This is a genomic window from Paenibacillus violae, assembly GCF_032461945.1.
In the GTDB taxonomy this organism is placed as follows: Bacteria; Bacillota; Bacilli; order Paenibacillales; family NBRC-103111; genus Paenibacillus_E; species Paenibacillus_E violae.
In genome coordinates, this window is the sequence record NZ_JAWCUD010000005.1 from 337,217 (window position 1) to 355,108 (window position 17,892).

Here is a 17,892-nt window from a genome sequence, read left to right on the forward strand (position 1 = left end):
AAAAGAATGTTTAGAGTCATGATCGTCGATGACGAGCCGCTAGTAAGACTAGCCATGGGGGCGATTATTCCGTGGGGCGATTTGGACTGTGAGGTAGTGGCAGAAGCTGCGGATGGTTATGAAGCATGGCAGCGCATATCGGTACATCAGGACGTTGATTTGATGATTGTCGATATGAGTATGCCAGTTATGGATGCCCTTACTCTACTATCTAAATTGCAGGAAGCCAATTTGACTAATCCACCGCTTAGTATTGTGCTTAGTGCGTATTCAGATTTTGATTTTGTGCGGAAAGCATTCCTGCTTGGAGCAGTCGATTACATTATGAAGGCGGATCTCGATCCCGAACATATCATTCCTGTGATCAAAAAGGCGATTAGCCAGATCGAAGAGAAATCGATCACTACGGCGAATTTGATAAAAAGCAACAGTGAATCCGACTTGAAGCAGCGAGAAACCTGGCTGCGAGGCCTGTTATGCGATAAAGATTATATGTACAGCCATAATTTAACGCAGGACGATTCCTTTCAAAAGTGGATGACGCAATTTGTGAATTTTCAGCATGTTATCGTATCTGTTTTGCCGGATATACCATCGCCCGCTGCGAATTTGCCGGGGCACGCCGGTATGGATCATCAGGATCATTTAGTTAAGATCATTAAACAAGGGATGGAAATCGTTAAACACCCTTATGAATTATTGCAGGTTCAAGAGGATGAGTATGCCCTTCTGCTATGTTTTGAGTCATCGACTAGCTTTTTAAATTTACGTGGATACGTAATGGAACTTCTGGATTCTTTGCGCAATACGGTCAAAAACTTTTTAAATGTCTCACTATCCGTGGGAGTAGCAGAATCATGCACAGACTGGAAAAACTGGCATCTCAGATATAGTCAGGCGAAGGGATTGGCCAGCTTGCGATTTTCAGAAGGTCCTGGGCGTGTATACTATCCCGAAACGGTGAGCGTGAACGAGAAAGTGCTGCCTACGCCCTATGATTACACGGTGATGATGTATCTTATGGAGAAGGGAGATAGCAAGTGGCAGCAGCAATTGTACACGGGGTTAAGTCAATTAAGCGAGATGCCGAATGTAACATTGGAAAGCTCTCTCCCGATTTATGAAGAATTGATTTGGAATATAGGGGCATTACTGCATGCCAAAGGGATGAACTGGACGCATGTCATTGAAACGCGACGAAGGCCTTATGAGATTGTTGAGCAATTCACGTTCCGTGATGATTTACACGAGTGGATTGAGAAGTTGGTGTTTCTCCTGGCGGATTTATTGCATCCTGATAAAATTCGTGAAGAAAACCCGCAGCGGTTGGTGGAGAGGGTCAAACGCTATGTAGAGAAAAACTACTGTACGGCTATTACGTTGGGGCAAGTCAGTGATTGGGCGCAGGTGACCGAGAGCCATTTGAGCAAACAGTTTGTGAAAGAAACAGGCGAACATTTTATTGAATATGTGACAAAACTACGGATTAATGAGGCGACAAGGCTCATAGAAACGGAAATGAAAATGTATGAAATTGCCGTTAAGGTGGGATATGAGAACCCGGAACATTTCAGCCGTGTGTTTAAGAAATATCGGGGAATGAGCCCTCAAAAGTATCGGGATAATTATTCAAGGAAAAAAGAATGAGCACAAAATATATCAAGTTAATCACCAAATATATCAATGAAAGCGTATTCTGTATTTCTGTAATATATAGATGTAAATAGGTTACGTTATCTTAAGGGGGTTAAGAAATATTATGAAAAAGAAATTAGTTACATCCGTACTTTCCATTGCCCTAACGTTTGGATTAACAGGTTGCGGCGCGAATACAGCGCCTGCGAACAACAGCTCTTCAGCTGCTCCTACAGCAGCAGACAGTACCAAAGAGAATGCGGTTACATTGAAACTTGCCATGTGGGATAGCGACAGCGAGTTCCTGGATAGCTGGACCAAAAAGGTAAAAGAGTTCTCAACCGTTATGCCGAACGTGAAGATGGAAGTTGAAACTTTCAAAAGTGACGGCGACTACCTGCAAGCGATGAAAGTTAGATTAGCCGCTAACGAATTGCCGGATATTATCGAGTTGAAGCCTAACTTCATCAACGATTTCAAAGCGGAACTTCTGCCGCTGGATGGTTTGAGCGTTACGGCTAAAAATACAAAAGCGAAACAATTTGCTGTTGATGGTAAAGTGCTGGCACTACCGGTTATTTCTTTCCCTGAACTTGTTTACTATCATCCGAGTGTCTTTAAAGAGTTAGGTTTAAGTGTTCCGACAACGTGGGATCAGTTTGTAAGCGTATTAACGGACATTAAGAAGAGCGGTAAATATCAGCCTTATGCGATGGGCGGTAAGGACTCCTGGCCGAACTATCCTTTCAATGAATTTATGCCGCTGTTAGCATCCGGTGACGAAAATTATTACGACAAAATCGCCGGCATGGACAAACCTTTTGAAAAGGGTACGGCTTTCTACAAATCTTACAGCGATATCCAAGCTTTGTATGATGCCAAGGTGATGGGAGCAGATCCGCTAGGATTAAGCAATGACCAAGCAACAGGATTGTTTGAAGCGAAGAAGGCAGCTGTCATTGCCGCAGGACTATGGTACTTGCCGCAATACAAATCGAAAGTAGGAAATATCGATGACCTTGCAGCATTCCCACTTCCTACTCGTCATTCTGAAAGCGAACCGCTGAAAGTAATGACGTTCACGGATAACTTCTTCGGGATTAACAACAAATCCAAAAACGTAGAAGCAGCGAAGAAATTCCAAGAGTGGATGTTTGGCTCGGATGCATATTCCTTCTATGTGAACAAGAAGCAAGCCAACTCCGTCATGGAGGGTGTCAAGGCAGATGTTCCGTTCTTGAATGACTTCTACAAAGCCAACAAAGTGGAAGAATTCAACTATCGTCCAGGCGGCGAAAACTTCAATAAATATGTAAACTCCATCCAATTGGATTGGAAAAATCTGGGCCAAGAGATGATGGGCGGAACACCACTAGATAAGATTGCTAACGATCTGAATGACAAATGGACGAAAGCAAGAGCCAGCAAGTAAGGTTTGGCATGTAAGCGGGAGAGGGATGGCTTGTCATCTTCTCTCCTCATTTAAAGGAAATTGATGCAAATCGATTTCCATTTTTTCAAACTACTATGGTAAGCGTTTCCAAATTATGGTTTTGGTGGTTATGCCATCTTAGAAGGAGGTTGTCTTGATGACAACAAAAGTTGGACGAAAAATATTTGCTTCCTGCCTTGCTGCTTCGTTAGTTACACCTGCGTTTTATGGTCTAACAGCTCAGCAGGCAAGTGCCGCTACAACATCAATCAATTTAGATCCGAGCAACATGCAGCAATCATGGGACGGATGGGGAACGGCGCTAGCTTGGTTCGGAAATGTTACAGGCGGTTGGAATGATGCGACTAAAAACGCACTGGCCGATGCGCTCTATTCGCCGCAAGGATTGAATTTCAATATTGCCAGATACAACATTGGCGGTGGTGAAAATCCTGCGTACGATACAATGCGCCAAGGCGGTGAAGTGCCTGGTTTCTCCCCTTCTCCTGGTGTATACGATTGGACACAGGATGCGAATCAACGTTGGTGGCTGGGAGCTGCCATAGCAAGAGGGGCTAATAAATTGGAGGCATTCTCCAATTCCGCTCCGTATTACATGACGGTAAGTGGAAGTACGACGGGGAATTCGGATGCTTGGAAAGATAACTTGAAATCGACGGAGTATGATAATTTCGCAGACTATTTGGCGACGGTTGTCCAACATTTCGACGCTGAGGGGATTAAGTTCAACACACTGTCGCCGATCAATGAACCGAATACGAATTATTGGGGATTTGGCGGGGGGCAAGAGGGTTCTCACTGGGATACGGCCTCGCAAGCGAAAATGATTAATGCGGCTCGTGCCAAACTCGATTCCAAAGGACTTCAATCTGTCGCAATCTCTGCGATGGATGAGACTAGTGTGGACACGTTCATGACGGATTGGAACTCCTATGATTCAACAACCAAAGCGAACATAGGACAAATGAATACCCACTCGTACAGCGGGTCGAACCGAACTGCGGTCAGAGATGCAGCTAAAAATGCCGGCAAACCGCTATGGATGTCTGAAGTGGATCTTGGTCCATCGGGAATTGCTCACAATCACGATGATTTTGAACCGGCATTGGCGTTGGCAGAAAGAATTATGACGGATATTACTTGGCTTGAACCTAAGGCTTGGGTACTTTGGCAAGCGATTGAAAGCGAGAAAAACATGCAGAAGGAAAACATGAACTGGGGTCTCCTTCACGCAGATTTTGATACACAAGATTGGTGGTACGGTAAAAAGTATTACGCAATGGCGCAATTCAGCAAATTTATCCCGCAGGGATCCAGATTCATTGCAGATAACAATGATAACACGTTAGCCGCGTATGATCCTTCCAAGAATAAAATCTATGTTGTATACAGAAATGCTAACACGACTAGCCAAAACATTTCTTTAGACATGTCACAGTTTGATGCTGTCACAGGGATTGCAACGCCATATGTTTCATCTGCTGCCGAGAATGTAGAGCGGCATACAAATGTTCCTATCGTGAATAAAACATTAAATACGACAGTTAGCCCGAAATCAATTACAACGTTTGTGATTGACGGAGCATCCTATACGGGTAATACGGTAATTCCGCAAAGTCAAATGAGTGTAACGGCGAGCAGTGCTCAATCCGGAGAAGGGCCTGAGAAAACACTGGATGGGAATGCTTCAAGCAAATGGCATTCGTCTTGGGATCCTTACGACGGAGGTCCGCATACCCTTACTTATAACCTTGGGCAATCTTATAATGATGTCTACAAGCTGAGCTATTTACCAAGGCAAGATGCCGACTGGAATGGCATTATTACCAAATATACCGTCGAAGCGAGCACAGACGGCACCGTTTTCAATCCTGTTGCGCAAGGCACATGGAATAACGACAAAACCGAGAAAACGGCAACATTCTCGTCTACCGCTGCACAATATGTAAGGCTGAAAGTGGAGCAAACGAATGGTTCGGGAGCACAATATGCATCGGCTGCCGAGATCAACATTTTTAGAAAACCAGGTTTTACCGTAGATAAGGATATGCTGAACCAGACAATTGCCAGCGCAGAGGCATTGATAGCTACTGACGCAAGCTTGACGGCATTGCAAGCTTTAGTTAACGAGGGCAAGGCAGTTCGGGATACCGCTTACGTGACACAAGAAGCTATCACAAACATCGCAGGTAGAATTACCGCTGAATACATTCAGCAATCTAATTCGTTCGGAATGATCCCGCAAAGCCAAATGACGGCAACGGCAGACAGTTCCGCATCCGGTGAAGGACCAGCGAAAACGTTGGACGGTGACATCGGTACGAAATGGCATACGGCGTGGGATGGTTCCTATACACCGCTTCCTCACTCTATCACTTACAAGCTTGGCAAGGCGTATGACGGTGTTTACAAGCTGAGCTATGTGCCGAGGCAGGATGTGGATTGGAACGGGGTTGTGACCAAGTTTGAAATATCCGTGAGCCCTGATGGTATCGCTTTCACTAAAGTTGCCGAAGGAAACTGGGATGCAGACAGACTGGAGAAGTCGGCAACCTTTAATGCACACGGCGCTTCCTATGTGAAGTTTACCGCACTTGCTTCGAAAAGTGATGCAGGCAAGCAGTATGCATCGGCTGCTGAAATCAATATTTTCAACAGAGCTGGGTTTACCCTAGATACGTCCAAACTCAACAATACGATGGCTACAGCGACTACGTTCATTAATAATTTTTCGGGTGATCCTGCCTATTTGGCTGACCTGGAAACATTGCTCACGCAAGGTACGGCGCTGTTGAACAGCAGTACGGCGACCCAGGAAGAGATGGCGAGCCTAGCAAACAAACTCACTGCCGAGATCGCGAAAATCCAAAGCAATGAACAGCAGACTAACGGAATCAGTCTCTTCTACGCTCCGGAAGCTTATGCTTCTAATCCTTCTAGCCTCATGTTGGATACAAACAACGGAACGTTCTATGAATCCAATTGGGCCGCGAACGGAAGAAAATACCGCTCTGGGGATTACATCATTGTAGATCTTGGTCAGAACAAGCCGGACATTGGAAAAGTTATGGTTACGCCAAGGCAGGATAAGGCGAACGGAAGAATTGGGCAATTTAAGATTTACTACAGCGATGCGGATTTAACCAATAAACCGGTAGACGGTACGCAAGCTTATTTGGATCAGAATTTCACTTTTGCCGCGAATGGCGTTTGGGACACATCCAGCTCCAGCGCACAATCGGCAACATTCAAATCGCATAAAGCCAGATATGTAGCGATTCAGGCTATTGCTACAGGCGGCGACGGTGATACACTCACTGCCGCAGAGATTGCTGTCAGCCAGAAGAAATCCACAGGCTTCGATACGTCAAGCTTGGAGAATGCCATTACGCAATTACGCACGGCGTCCAGCATTAGCCCGAAAGTAGCGGAGACGATTGAAAGTAAAGTTTCATCGATCGGAACGCTCAGCGATTTAACTGAGGAAAGCATTCCTTACTACACTAACACTCTGCAGGACTTATACAATTTATATCAGACCGTAGGTAAAACGAATTCCATTAAAAATGGTGAAGTGTGGCTGGATGGAGATGGCGTTCCAATTCAGGTTCATGGCGGAGGCATTCTGTATAACGAGAAAAACAAAACGTACTACTGGTATGGCGAAGACAAAACGGAGAATAATGTTGGCTCAGGTTATGTACCGGTAACAGGCGTTCACGCGTACTCTTCTAAAGATTTGTATAACTGGAAAAATGAAGGGGTTGTATTGCCGGTATTCAACAACCCGCAATTGGGCGAATCGGTATTGCCTAGTGGGAATTTGCCTTTATATTTGGACGAGAATAGCGATACGTATAAGAACAGCGGAGTACCATTCGATCCGAATCGAGTTGTCAATATCACGGATCGTTATGGGGATTATACAGGTTCGATGAAATCGCCGGTTAATTCATTAAGCAAACATAATTCACCTGAACGCATAGCTGAGCTTAATGCATTGTACGTAGATAAAACGAATGCAGAGAAGCAAGCGATGTATAAAGCTTTCAACTGGGATAAAGTTGTTGAACGTCCGAAGGTTGTCTACAACAAGAAAACGGATAAATATGTGATGTGGTGGCATCAAGACGGGCCGATCGCCGGTAAGTATTGGACGGCGGCAGGCGGCGTTGCGATCAGCGATTCGCCAGCGGGTCCATTCAAGTTTCTCGGCATATCCCGATTGCCGAACAATGGATGGGGTGGCGGCGAAGGCGAAGGCATGCTGCGCGACATGACGCTGTATGTAGACGATGACGGCAATGATGCGACGGATGACAAAGTTTATTTGATTTATGCATCCGAAGGGAACGAGAGGACTGTCATCACGATGCTGGATGATGACTACACGGGTCCGGCTACGAATGCGAACGGCCAGTCTGTGGAAGGTACTCATTATGTGAGAGCCTTCCCGTGGTACAGAGAAGCGCCGACGATGTTCAAACAGGATGGTGTCTATTACATGATTACATCCGGACAGTCGGGTTGGAACCCGAACCAAGCGGAATATCATGTATCGACAAATGGCATATTCGGCCCATGGGAACATAAAGGTGATCCGTTTGTGGACGACTGGAAACACACGACACATGATAGCCAAAGCACGTATGTTCTGCCTTACCGGGATGGCAATGGCGATATCGTACCGAATAAATTCATTTTTATGGCCGATCGTTGGTACCCTAATGATCTGAAGGATTCCAGATATGTATGGCTTCCATTCGAGATAAATACCCAGAACCGAACGATTGGCGCAAGCTGGTCCTACGAGTGGAAACTCTCCGTCTTTAAAACAGGCACGACCGTGAGCTTCAACAGCAACGGTGGCAGTGAGGTTCGTTCCGTGTACGGAGCTGTACAAGGTTCCAATATTGCAGCGCCTGAAGCTCCGGTGAAGAATGGGTTTACTTTTGCGGGCTGGTATCAAGATGAAGCCTTGACGGTCGGCTGGGATTTCGGCGTGAACATGATTCCGGCAACGGATATCACGTTGTATGCGAAGTGGGAGCAAGTTGGTGCACCAGTCATTACAGGCGTTCCGCCAGTGACTGTAGCTACAGCTACCTATGTGCCACCAATTCTGCCTGCCAATGTCACAGTCGTTTATAACAATGCCACAACGGGGACAAAATCGGTTCAATGGGACCCAGTGGCTCATTCTAAGTATGCGGTGGCTGGCAGCTTTAACGTGAATGGACTTGTAGACGGCACAGTGATACCGGCTGTTGCGAACGTGACCGTAACTGATAATGTGTACCCTGTTCAATCGATTTCTGTGAGCGGCGCAGGCGGCATTAGTACGATAACGGCACAAGGCGGCACGCTGCAAATGCAAGCCGTAGTACTGCCTTCGAATGCCAACAGTCAAGTCACATGGAGTGTCTGGGAAAACGATGGTCTCACGATGACCAATAAAGCAACGATTAACGCCAGTGGACTGCTTACGGCAAATACGAACGGAATTGTGAAAGTGGTGGCGGCAGCTGCTGACGGCAGCGGTGTTCAAGGTTTCAATTATGTCACGATCAGCGGTCAGACACCGACCGATGTGCCTCATGCTACGCTGACAGGAGCTGCAGCGGTTCAAGCAGGAGCTGAATTCTCGACCAACTTTGGTTTAACAAACGTCACGAATAGTCCATCTTCCACCGTTTATGCGGCAGACATTCAGCTAAGCTATGATGCGAATGCGATTGAATTTGTATCGGCGGATTCATTGAAATCCGGTTTTAAAGCGGTCGAGACGATAACGGATGTACCGGGTCAAGTTCGGATTATCGCGATTAGCGAAGGAGAAGCGGGAGCTATTACAGCAAGCGGAGATATATTCAGAATGAATTGGAGGGCAAAACCTCAACAATCATCCCCGACAACCAATCTGAATCTAACCAAGGTAGCCCTTTCTAATGCACTTAGTCAAAAGATGGATGCCTCCGTGGCAAATCTAACGATCTCTATTACAGCGGCTGAAGCCATAGATAAGACAACGCTGCAAACGGTGTTCAATATGGCACAGTCCATCTATGATCGTGCGATAGAAGGAACGCAAGTTGGACAGCATGCAGTAGGTTCCAAAGCGGTACTGCTAGCTGCGATTCAAGCAGCCGCTGCCGTCAATGCGACTCCGGCGGTTAGCCAGCAGCAGTTGGATGACGCAGCCATCGTGTTAAACCAAGCGATACAAACGTTTAACGAGCAGTTCATCACCACCTATGCGCCAGGAGATGTCAATGAAGATACACTCATTAATATCGGAGACTTGGGTAAAGTAGCGGTGAATTATGGCAAGACTTCCGCAGCAAGCGATTGGGACAAGGTCAAAGCTGCCGACTTCAATCATGACGGCAAGATTGACATTATCGATGTAGTAGGAGTCGCTAAACGGATCCTGCAATAACAATCAATCTGAAATGGAAGAGGAAGGCCAGCCCTTTCTCTTTCCATATTCGGATGATATTCAGAAGGAGTGAACCCCATGTTACGCAAAACAGGGTTATTTTTGACGGCTGTGATGTTCTTATTCACGATTATCCCATTCGGTACGGCTGTAGGTGCTGCCGGAATCCCTTCATTTAATGTGAATCTAAATGCTTCTCAAGTAACCGTCGGCGACAATGTGGTCGTTATGATCCAAGGTAATAATGTAACGGATTTATACGGTTACGAAGCTGTTTTAAACTATGATGCAGACCGTCTGGAATTTGACGAAAACGATAACAGTAAATCGTACGGCTCATTTGAAGGGTTTAAAATCGTACAAGATTCGGGCACTCAAGTCACATTTGCCTATTCCAAAATGAACAATAAAGCAGGGGAAAATGGCAATCTAGCTATGTTTACACTGATTTTCAAGGCTAAACAGAGCGGACAAGCTAACGTAACTTTGACAAAGATGACAACCGTGACATCGCAAGAGTTACCGTCTATTTGGAATGTTAACGCACAAGCTGCCGTAAAAATTAACGGGACGACTCCTGGTCCTGTTGGCGGTGGCGGAGGAGGCACGGTAACTCCACCAACAAAAGAAGACCCGGGACTCTATGTACCAAAAGAATCGGAGCTGCGGATTGAAACGACACAAGACGGCCAAACCTCTGTAACAGCAGTGATAGACAGCAAACGTCTGGCACAGAAATTAGCGGATCTACAAGCAGCGGGCAGCGGCACCGTTTTGAGCTTTGAGATTCCTGGCGAGCGTGAGTTGAATGCCTTGCAATTACCGTTGCCGACGTTGCTCGACAGCCTGAAGAATCATAAAGATACAATTTTGAGCGTGCGAAGCCACTTGGGCACTTACGATCTTCCGATGTCCATCCTGAACCAGGCGGATTTCTCGGGTATAGCTGACGTAGAAGGAGCAACGCTGATCATTCATATCGATAAGGCCAAATCGCTGCATGAAACGAAATTTGATCAATCCATTTCCGATAAGGGCATGGTGCGTGTGAGCAATATGATTGATTATAAAGTCATTCTGAAAACCAAGGACAAAGAAGTGGAAATTCATAGCTTCGGCAATAGCTTTGTCACTCGCGTTATTCATGTAGATGAATTGATTCAAGACTCCTCTGCAGCTACGGCGGTCGTTTATGATCCAGCTACAGGAGAAATGAAATTTGTGCCTTCCGTGTTTACAGTGAAAGACGGTAAAACCGAAGTGAAGGTGATTCGAAACACAAACAGTTTGTATGCGATCGTTCAAAACAAGAAAACATTTGACGATATGATCGGTCACTGGGCGCAGCAAGATGTGGAACAGTTGGCTTCGAAAATGATTATTAACGGGACTTCGGACCGTACGTATACGCCTGAGATGCAAGTCACCCGCGCTGAGTTTGCCGCCTTGCTCGTACGAGGTCTGGGATTGCCTGCAGAGGCTGGGCTGAATGTCTTCACAGATATCGCAGCTACGCAGTGGTACGCCCCAGAAGTAAATACAGCGGCGAAGTACGGCTTGGTTCAAGGCGTCGCGGAGGGTCAATTCAGACCGGATGCACAGATTACAAGAGAGCAAATGGTCGTGATGATGATGAAAGCGATTGGACTCGTGAAGGGAACATCAGCATCTAACGCAAGCACGACGAATGCGCCGTTCGCCGATCAAGACCTGTTGTCGGATTATGCCCGCAGCGCGGTGGCAGATGCCGCCGGTAAAGGATTGATTCACGGCAAAACAGAAACGACGTTTGCACCTCAAGATGTAGCCACTCGTGCTGAAGCGGCTGTCATTATCAAACGAGTGCTGCAATATGCGAATTTGATCAATTGAGTAGAAAGTTTATTACAAGATGTACGGTAAGCCTGCTTTCAGCAGGCTTACTTTTCAAAAGGAGGGGATTTCGTTGTCTAAGAAGATTTCAACATGCGTAGGACTTATATTCATACTATTTTTTGTCTCCGTTGCCCCGGCTTTTGCGACGACAAATAATCAAAATACAGCAAACCCCGTTGTGAATGACATTTTCACGAACCAGAAGAACTATGTCGATCTCAGATTTGGCATGTTTATCCACTATAACATGGGAACTTATCACGATCAGGAATGGGTGACGCCAGGCCAAGATCCGCTTTCTTTTAATCCAAAGCAAGTGAATACAGACCAATGGGCGGCAGCCGCCAAATCCGCAGGCATCAAATATACTGTTTTAACGACCAAGCACCATGACGGATTTGCCCTGTGGCCAACCAAATATGGCAATTATAACGTGATGAACAGCTCCTACAAGAAAGATATCGTAAGGCAATATGTGGATTCCATGCGCGCTCAAGGCATTTTGCCGGGGTTATACTTCTCCATCTGGGATCGTCAGCAAGGTATTCAAAAAGGTTCCGTCAGCAGAGCAGATATCGATTTTATTAAAGGACAACTAACCGAGTTGCTGACAAATTACGGAGAAATCCCGGTTTTGATTATCGACGGTTGGGCCTGGGAGATGGGGCATAATGAAGTTCCTTACCAAGAAATTCGCGAATTAATTAAGCGCTTACAGCCTAATATTCTTATTGTGGATCATAATGGACAAACGCAGCCATGGGATGAGGACATCATTTATTTCGAAGAACCTAAGGACGTTTGGGCACCTGCCAACAATTCGTTTGCCGCTAATCAGGGCAAGCCGCTCGTGTCCAATCAATGGTTCTGGCACAATTGGATGACGAATACAGAACCGGCAAGCGTGCAAAATATTGTGCAGGATCATCTCGGTTATTTGGAACCGCGTTATACAAACTTTTTGCTCAACGTTTCACCTAATCCGGATGGAGAGCTGGATGATAACGTAGTTAATCGGTTGGCGGAGATTGGACAAGCGTGGTCGCCGAATGCATCTCGTCCTCCACTGCCTGGGCAGCCAATCGTAATGGAGCATCCGATTACAGCTAATTCGGCTACTGCTACTAGTGGGACTGCAAGCAATGCGATTGATGGCTTTATGGATTATATAGGCACTTACGTGGAGACGGTTTGGCAAACCACCACCTCGCTGCCTCAATCCATTTCCCTGGATTTGGGTTACACCTACAACAACATTAATATGTTGAATTACTTACCTTCGCAAAATCTATCACAAGGGATGATTACATCCTATCAGTTATACGCAAGCGAGGACGGAACGAACTTCACTCCGGTTACAAGCGGCACATGGGATGGGGACAAGACCATGAAACGTGTGACTTTCCCATCGCAAACAGCACGCTATTTCAAAATGCAAGTAAGTGGGGCTGTAGGGGGCTTTGCTGCTGCGGGCGAGCTGGAAGTGGGCTCTTACACCAACGACATTCCAACTCGAACGGGGATCGATGCCTTTGATGTCAACACGCTGTATCGCATCGTCAATAAAGCAACCGGGAAAGCGCTGGGAGTTGAAAATTCTTCGACGAAAGGAGCAGCTGTTGCCGGGCGAACCCAATCAGGTTCTTTGGATCAGCAATGGGTTATCGACGATTTAGGTCTGGGTAAATATAAGATTGCCAATAAACAAAGCGGGCAAGTTATGGATGTTCCAGCTGCCAGTAAATCGCCTGGAAAGTCAGTCATTCAATGGACAGATTCGGAAACGGCTGCAGATCCTTCCGCCATCAACCAACAATGGGTCATCTCCAATGTGGGCAACGGGTATTTTAAAATTACCAACGTAAACAGCCAGTTGGCATTGGAGAACAGCAACCGTTCTACAGCTGACGGGAATCCGGTTGTTCAAAACACCTACACCGGAAGCGACAGCCAATTATGGAAAGTGGAAAGCATGCTTTCTTTGATCAAAAATGTGAAAGTGAACGGAGTGTCTGTCAAAGGCCTTAATGCTGAGAATCGGACGGCGACGTTGAAGATTTTGAGAGAAAAAAATCTGGCGATCCCAGCCGTTACAGTGGACAAAGCTTCTGAAGACGTGCAGGTGGTTATCGACCCAGCCGATAGCTTGCCAGGCGCAACGACCATCACAGCTACATCTGACGGCGGAGCGAAGCAGGAAGTCTACACGCTGAATTTTGAGCTGGTGGACCGTTATGCGAGCGATCTGAACTGGTTAAGTGCATCCTCAGGCTGGTCAACCGTTAAGAAGGACAAGAGCTTGGACGGAAATGCGATTCGTTTAATGGGCGGAAACGGCGCTGTAACGTACGAGAAAGGTTTTGGCGTACATGCGGATTCAAGAATTATGTTTGACATCTCGGGTAAAAATTATGAGTCCTTCACTGCTCTTGTCGGTGTCGACCAAGAAATGGCCAAATCGCCGTCTTACGCCGATGTGGAATTCAAGGTGCTCGTAGACGGTGTAGAGAAATTCGCGAGCGGTGTCATGAAGGTTGCCGACGTGGATAAACCGGTAGATGTCAATGTAACTGGCGCAAGCATCGTGGAACTTGTTGTTACAAAAAGTGATAACGATAATAGCGAGGATCATGCAAGCTGGGCCAATGCGTCGTTTAGAGTTGCGGAAGGCAAGCCCGAACAGAAAATAGCATTGCCTGAAGTTAACTATTTGAGCGATCTGAACTGGTTAAGCGCGGAATCCGGCTGGTTAACGGTTCAGAAAGACAAGAGCATCGACGGCAATGCGATCATATTGAATAATGGAGATCAGGATCTCTCCTTTGCCAAAGGGCTTGGGACTCACGCCAATTCAACGGTCAAGTATGATCTTACTGGAGCAGATTATGAAACGTTTTCCTCCTTTATCGGTGTAGATAAGGAAGTGAATGGCGGAAGTTATAACGGCTCGGTGAAATTTAAAGTGTCAGGCGTAAAGAATGATGACACGATCGAATCACTTTACTCCGGAAGTGTGTTGAGAGAGTCGGACAATGCGCAATTTGTGAAGGTGAATGTGAAAGGTTATAAACAGTTAATCTTGGAAGTTACGGATTCCGGCAATGGCAACAGCGAGGATCACGGTGATTGGGCGGATGCGAAACTGGCTAAGTTGGCGGTTGAAGCAACACCGGTGATTACAGGAGTTAAGCCAGTCAACGTGGTTACGGCTGCGCATGTTCCGCCGGTTCTGCCTGCGAGTGTCACAATTGTGTATGACAATGGGACCTCGGCCGAGAAGTCGGTTCAGTGGGATTCGATAGACTCGTCTAAGTATGCAATAGCTGGCAGTTTTATTGTAAATGGTGTTGTAGATGGCACCGTCATACCGGCTGTAGCGAACGTAACGGTTACTGAAACACAGCAGGTGAACGTTCAATCAATTGCTGTCACAAGTTCGGCGACGACGATTACCGAGAAGGGCGGAAGCCTTCAATTCCAAGCTTCGGTGCTCCCTGCCAATGCGACGAACAAGTCTTTGACATGGGCGGTTTATGAATCAGATGGGGTAACTGCAACAGATAAAGCAGTGATTACGTCTAGCGGCTTGTTGACTGCGCAAAAAGACGGTGTCATGAAAGTCATGGCGACAGCTACGGACGGCAGCGGCGTTCAAGGCTCCAGTTATGTCGTGATCAGCGGTCAGCTACCTGTGCCGACCGACGTACCCCAAGCTACGCTCACGGGTCCGGGAGTCGTTCAAGCAGGCGCTGCGTTCTCGACACAGTTCGGTTTAAACAATGTAACGGCCAGCGTATATTCGGCGGTGTATGCAGCGGATATTACCGTATCGTTTGACGCTGACACCATCGATTTTGTATCTGTAGATCCAATAATTTTTGGATTTACTAATGTTGAAACCAAAACCGACGTACCTGGCCAAATTCGGATTCTCGCTGTGAGCCAAGGGAATACGGGAGTCGTAACGACGAACGGAGATTTATTCAAATTTAATTGGATCGCGAAGCCGAATCACCCGTCAACGACAACGAATTTGGTACTAACCAAAGTAGCTGTTTCCAATGGGCTTAGTCAAAAAGTGGATGCTGCTCTCGCCAATCTAACGGTTTCAATTACGGCGACGACAGACAAGACAACGCTGCAGACGATCATCAGCTTGGCGCAGTCCATCTATGATCGCGCAGTAGAAGGAACCCAAGCCGGACAATATGCGGTTGGCTCCAAAGCGGTGCTATTATCTGCGATTCAAGCGACAGTTGCCATCCAATCGGATCCTGCAGCTACACAGCAGCAGTTGGATCAAGCAGCGATTGCGTTAAACCAAACGTTACAAGCTTTTAGTGGGCAATTCATCACCGCTTATGCGAGGGGAGATGTCAATGGAGATAATGCCGTTGATATTGGCGACTTGGGCAGAACTGCTATGCATTACGGGAAAACTTCGGCTAGCAGCGACTGGAATGAGGCGAAAAGCGCGGATATTAATCATGACGATAAGATTAACATTGTAGATATTGTAGCGATTGCTAAATTGATCCTGCAATAGGTAACTAGCAGTGCCCGGTTCAACGTTAAGTTGGCCCGGGCACTGTGTCGTTTCTGGCATTGTTTTAGACGATAAAAAGGTAGAGGATTTGACATCCACTACCTTTTTGGAAAATTATTGGGTCTTAAGGGGACAATAGTACTCTATTTCCTTGAAGCGGAATTCAGAATCCTCGCTTGGTTTTCGTGAACGAGATATCGATAGCGGGAGCGGCTACTCGCTAACCATGCGATTCGTCAAACTTCCCAGCTTCTCGATGGAAATAGTGACTACGTCGCCGTCTTTTAAATAAACGCGCTGATCAACCGGATCGCCAAGCACTACACCCTCCGGTGTTCCAGTGAGAATGATGTCTCCCGGGTATAGGGTCATATGCTGAGAAATATAGCTGACGATCTCGTCACAGTGGAAAATCATATCCGCCGTATTCGAGTTTTGGCGCACCTTGCCATTGACCGTGGTGCTGATCTTCAGGTCATTTGGATTGCCAACTTCGTCCGCCGTGACCAGATACGGGCCAAGCGGGCTGAAATCGTCACACGATTTCCCCAACAGCCATTGTGCAGTACGCATTTGCAGGTCGCGAGCAGAGAGATCATTGACACAGCAGTATCCGTAGACATGGTCCAATGCTTGTTCTTTGGAGATATATTTCGCCTGCTTGCCAATTACGATAACGAGCTCCGCTTCATAATCGACCTCTTGGGTGACACGAGGGAGGGCGATATCATGGCCATGTCCTGTCAGCGTATTATTAAATTTGTTAAAAAGAATCGGATACTTAGGAATAGGGGCATTAGTTTCTTCTGCGTGCTTACGGTAGTTAAGTCCGACACAAATAATTTTGCCAGGTTCTGTGACGCAAGGACCGTAGTTCAAAGTCTCTTCATTATGCAGCAGTGTATCGCGTTCATTGCTCTCAAGAGCGAGGTGGACGAGCTGATGAAGCGCTTCGGTAGCAGCTGCCCCGCCTTGAATAGCATCCGTAACCGTAGTTGGAACCGCGAATGCCGGTGAAAGCTGCTGGACAGCTTGAACGACATCAAGTACACCGGAATCGGTTTGAATACCTAGACGGGAAGCATTGTTTTGGTTAAATGTAAGTAGTTTCATGTGAAAACCTCCTAAGTCATGATTTATATGAAAAGTGTATAAAGAACAGGCTAAGCATTCTTGCCAAAAGTCGCCCCGCCGTCAATGTACAACGGTGAGCCCATCATGAACCTGGAATCGTCAGAAGCAAGGAACAAGGCAGCTGACGCTACATCTTCGGGACGGCCCATTTCGTTGCTGAGCTGTCTGGTTTTCAGAGAGGCGATAGCCGCTTCTGGATCATCATAAGAGGTGCGAATGTAATTTTCGACAAAAGGAGTCATGATCGTTCCCGGCAGCAAAGCATTCACGCGAATGCCGTATGAGGCATAGTCCACCTGCATGGATTTGGTTAGCGCAAGGACGGCGCCTTTCGTTGCGGCATAGGAGGCACGGCGAGCCAGCCCGATTTCGGCAATGCAAGAAGACATGTTAATGATCGAACCCGATTTGCGTTCCATCATATAAGGGAGTACATGCTTCGAAGGGAGGAAAACGCCCTTCACATTAATGCTCATGATACGGTCCCAAGCTTCGGGTTCCAGCTCGTGAAGCGCGCCGACGCCGCTAATGCCTGCGTTATTGAAAAGCACGTCAATTCGGCCGTAAGCCTGAATGATTTGTTCAACCATCGCCTTGACGGAGTCGGAATGCGTAACGTCTGCCTGAATGAAACGGGCTGCTCCGCCAGCCTCTGTAATTTCATTCACCGTCTCGATTCCTTTGGCCTCGTCGAGATCATTGACGATGACCTGGGCGCCTTCCCGCCCAAATAAGAGCGCTGTGCTTTTGCCAATACCTGAAGCTGCGCCTGTGATGAGAATGACTTTGTTATGTAACCGCATGTTCAAT

7 protein-coding genes are annotated in these 17,892 nt (G+C 46.8%); 5 read left to right on the top strand and 2 right to left on the bottom strand.

What is annotated here, in order from left to right; all coding sequences use genetic code 11:
* The first annotated feature begins 6 nt into the window (after positions 1 to 6).
* The 5 genes from RQP52_RS17430 to RQP52_RS17450 all read left to right on the top strand — a co-directional run bounded on the left by RQP52_RS17430 (position 7) and on the right by RQP52_RS17450 (position 15,948).
* Positions 7 to 1,647: a response regulator transcription factor gene (locus RQP52_RS17430; protein ID WP_315953057.1), complete on the top strand. Its 1,641-nt coding sequence runs from the start codon at positions 7 to 9 to the stop codon at positions 1,645 to 1,647.
* A 112-nt stretch (positions 1,648 to 1,759) separates the two neighbouring features.
* On the top strand, positions 1,760 to 3,067 hold the full coding sequence (locus tag RQP52_RS17435) for an ABC transporter substrate-binding protein (protein ID WP_315953058.1): 1,308 nt from the start codon (positions 1,760 to 1,762) through the stop codon (positions 3,065 to 3,067).
* A gap of 157 nt (positions 3,068 to 3,224) precedes the next feature.
* Complete coding sequence (locus RQP52_RS17440; protein ID WP_315953059.1) at positions 3,225 to 9,527, top strand: discoidin domain-containing protein; 6,303 nt, start codon at positions 3,225 to 3,227, stop codon at positions 9,525 to 9,527.
* A 78-nt stretch (positions 9,528 to 9,605) separates the two neighbouring features.
* Positions 9,606 to 11,399, top strand: a complete 1,794-nt coding sequence (locus RQP52_RS17445; protein ID WP_315953060.1) for an S-layer homology domain-containing protein — start codon at positions 9,606 to 9,608, stop codon at positions 11,397 to 11,399.
* A gap of 73 nt (positions 11,400 to 11,472) precedes the next feature.
* Positions 11,473 to 15,948 carry an NPCBM/NEW2 domain-containing protein gene (locus RQP52_RS17450; RefSeq protein ID WP_315953061.1) on the top strand — a complete coding sequence of 1,492 codons (4,476 nt, stop codon included), beginning with the start codon at positions 11,473 to 11,475 and terminating at the stop codon, positions 15,946 to 15,948.
* A 213-nt stretch (positions 15,949 to 16,161) separates the two neighbouring features.
* On the opposite strand, the gene RQP52_RS17455 is transcribed toward RQP52_RS17450, so the two are convergent.
* Positions 16,162 to 17,061: a fumarylacetoacetate hydrolase family protein gene (locus RQP52_RS17455; protein ID WP_315953062.1), complete on the bottom strand. Its 900-nt coding sequence runs from the start codon at positions 17,059 to 17,061 to the stop codon at positions 16,162 to 16,164.
* A 50-nt stretch (positions 17,062 to 17,111) separates the two neighbouring features.
* The gene (locus RQP52_RS17460) at positions 17,112 to 17,885 is read right to left on the bottom strand and encodes an SDR family NAD(P)-dependent oxidoreductase (protein ID WP_315953063.1); all 774 of its coding nucleotides are present in this window, start codon (positions 17,883 to 17,885) and stop codon (positions 17,112 to 17,114) included.
* Positions 17,886 to 17,892 lie beyond the last annotated feature (7 nt).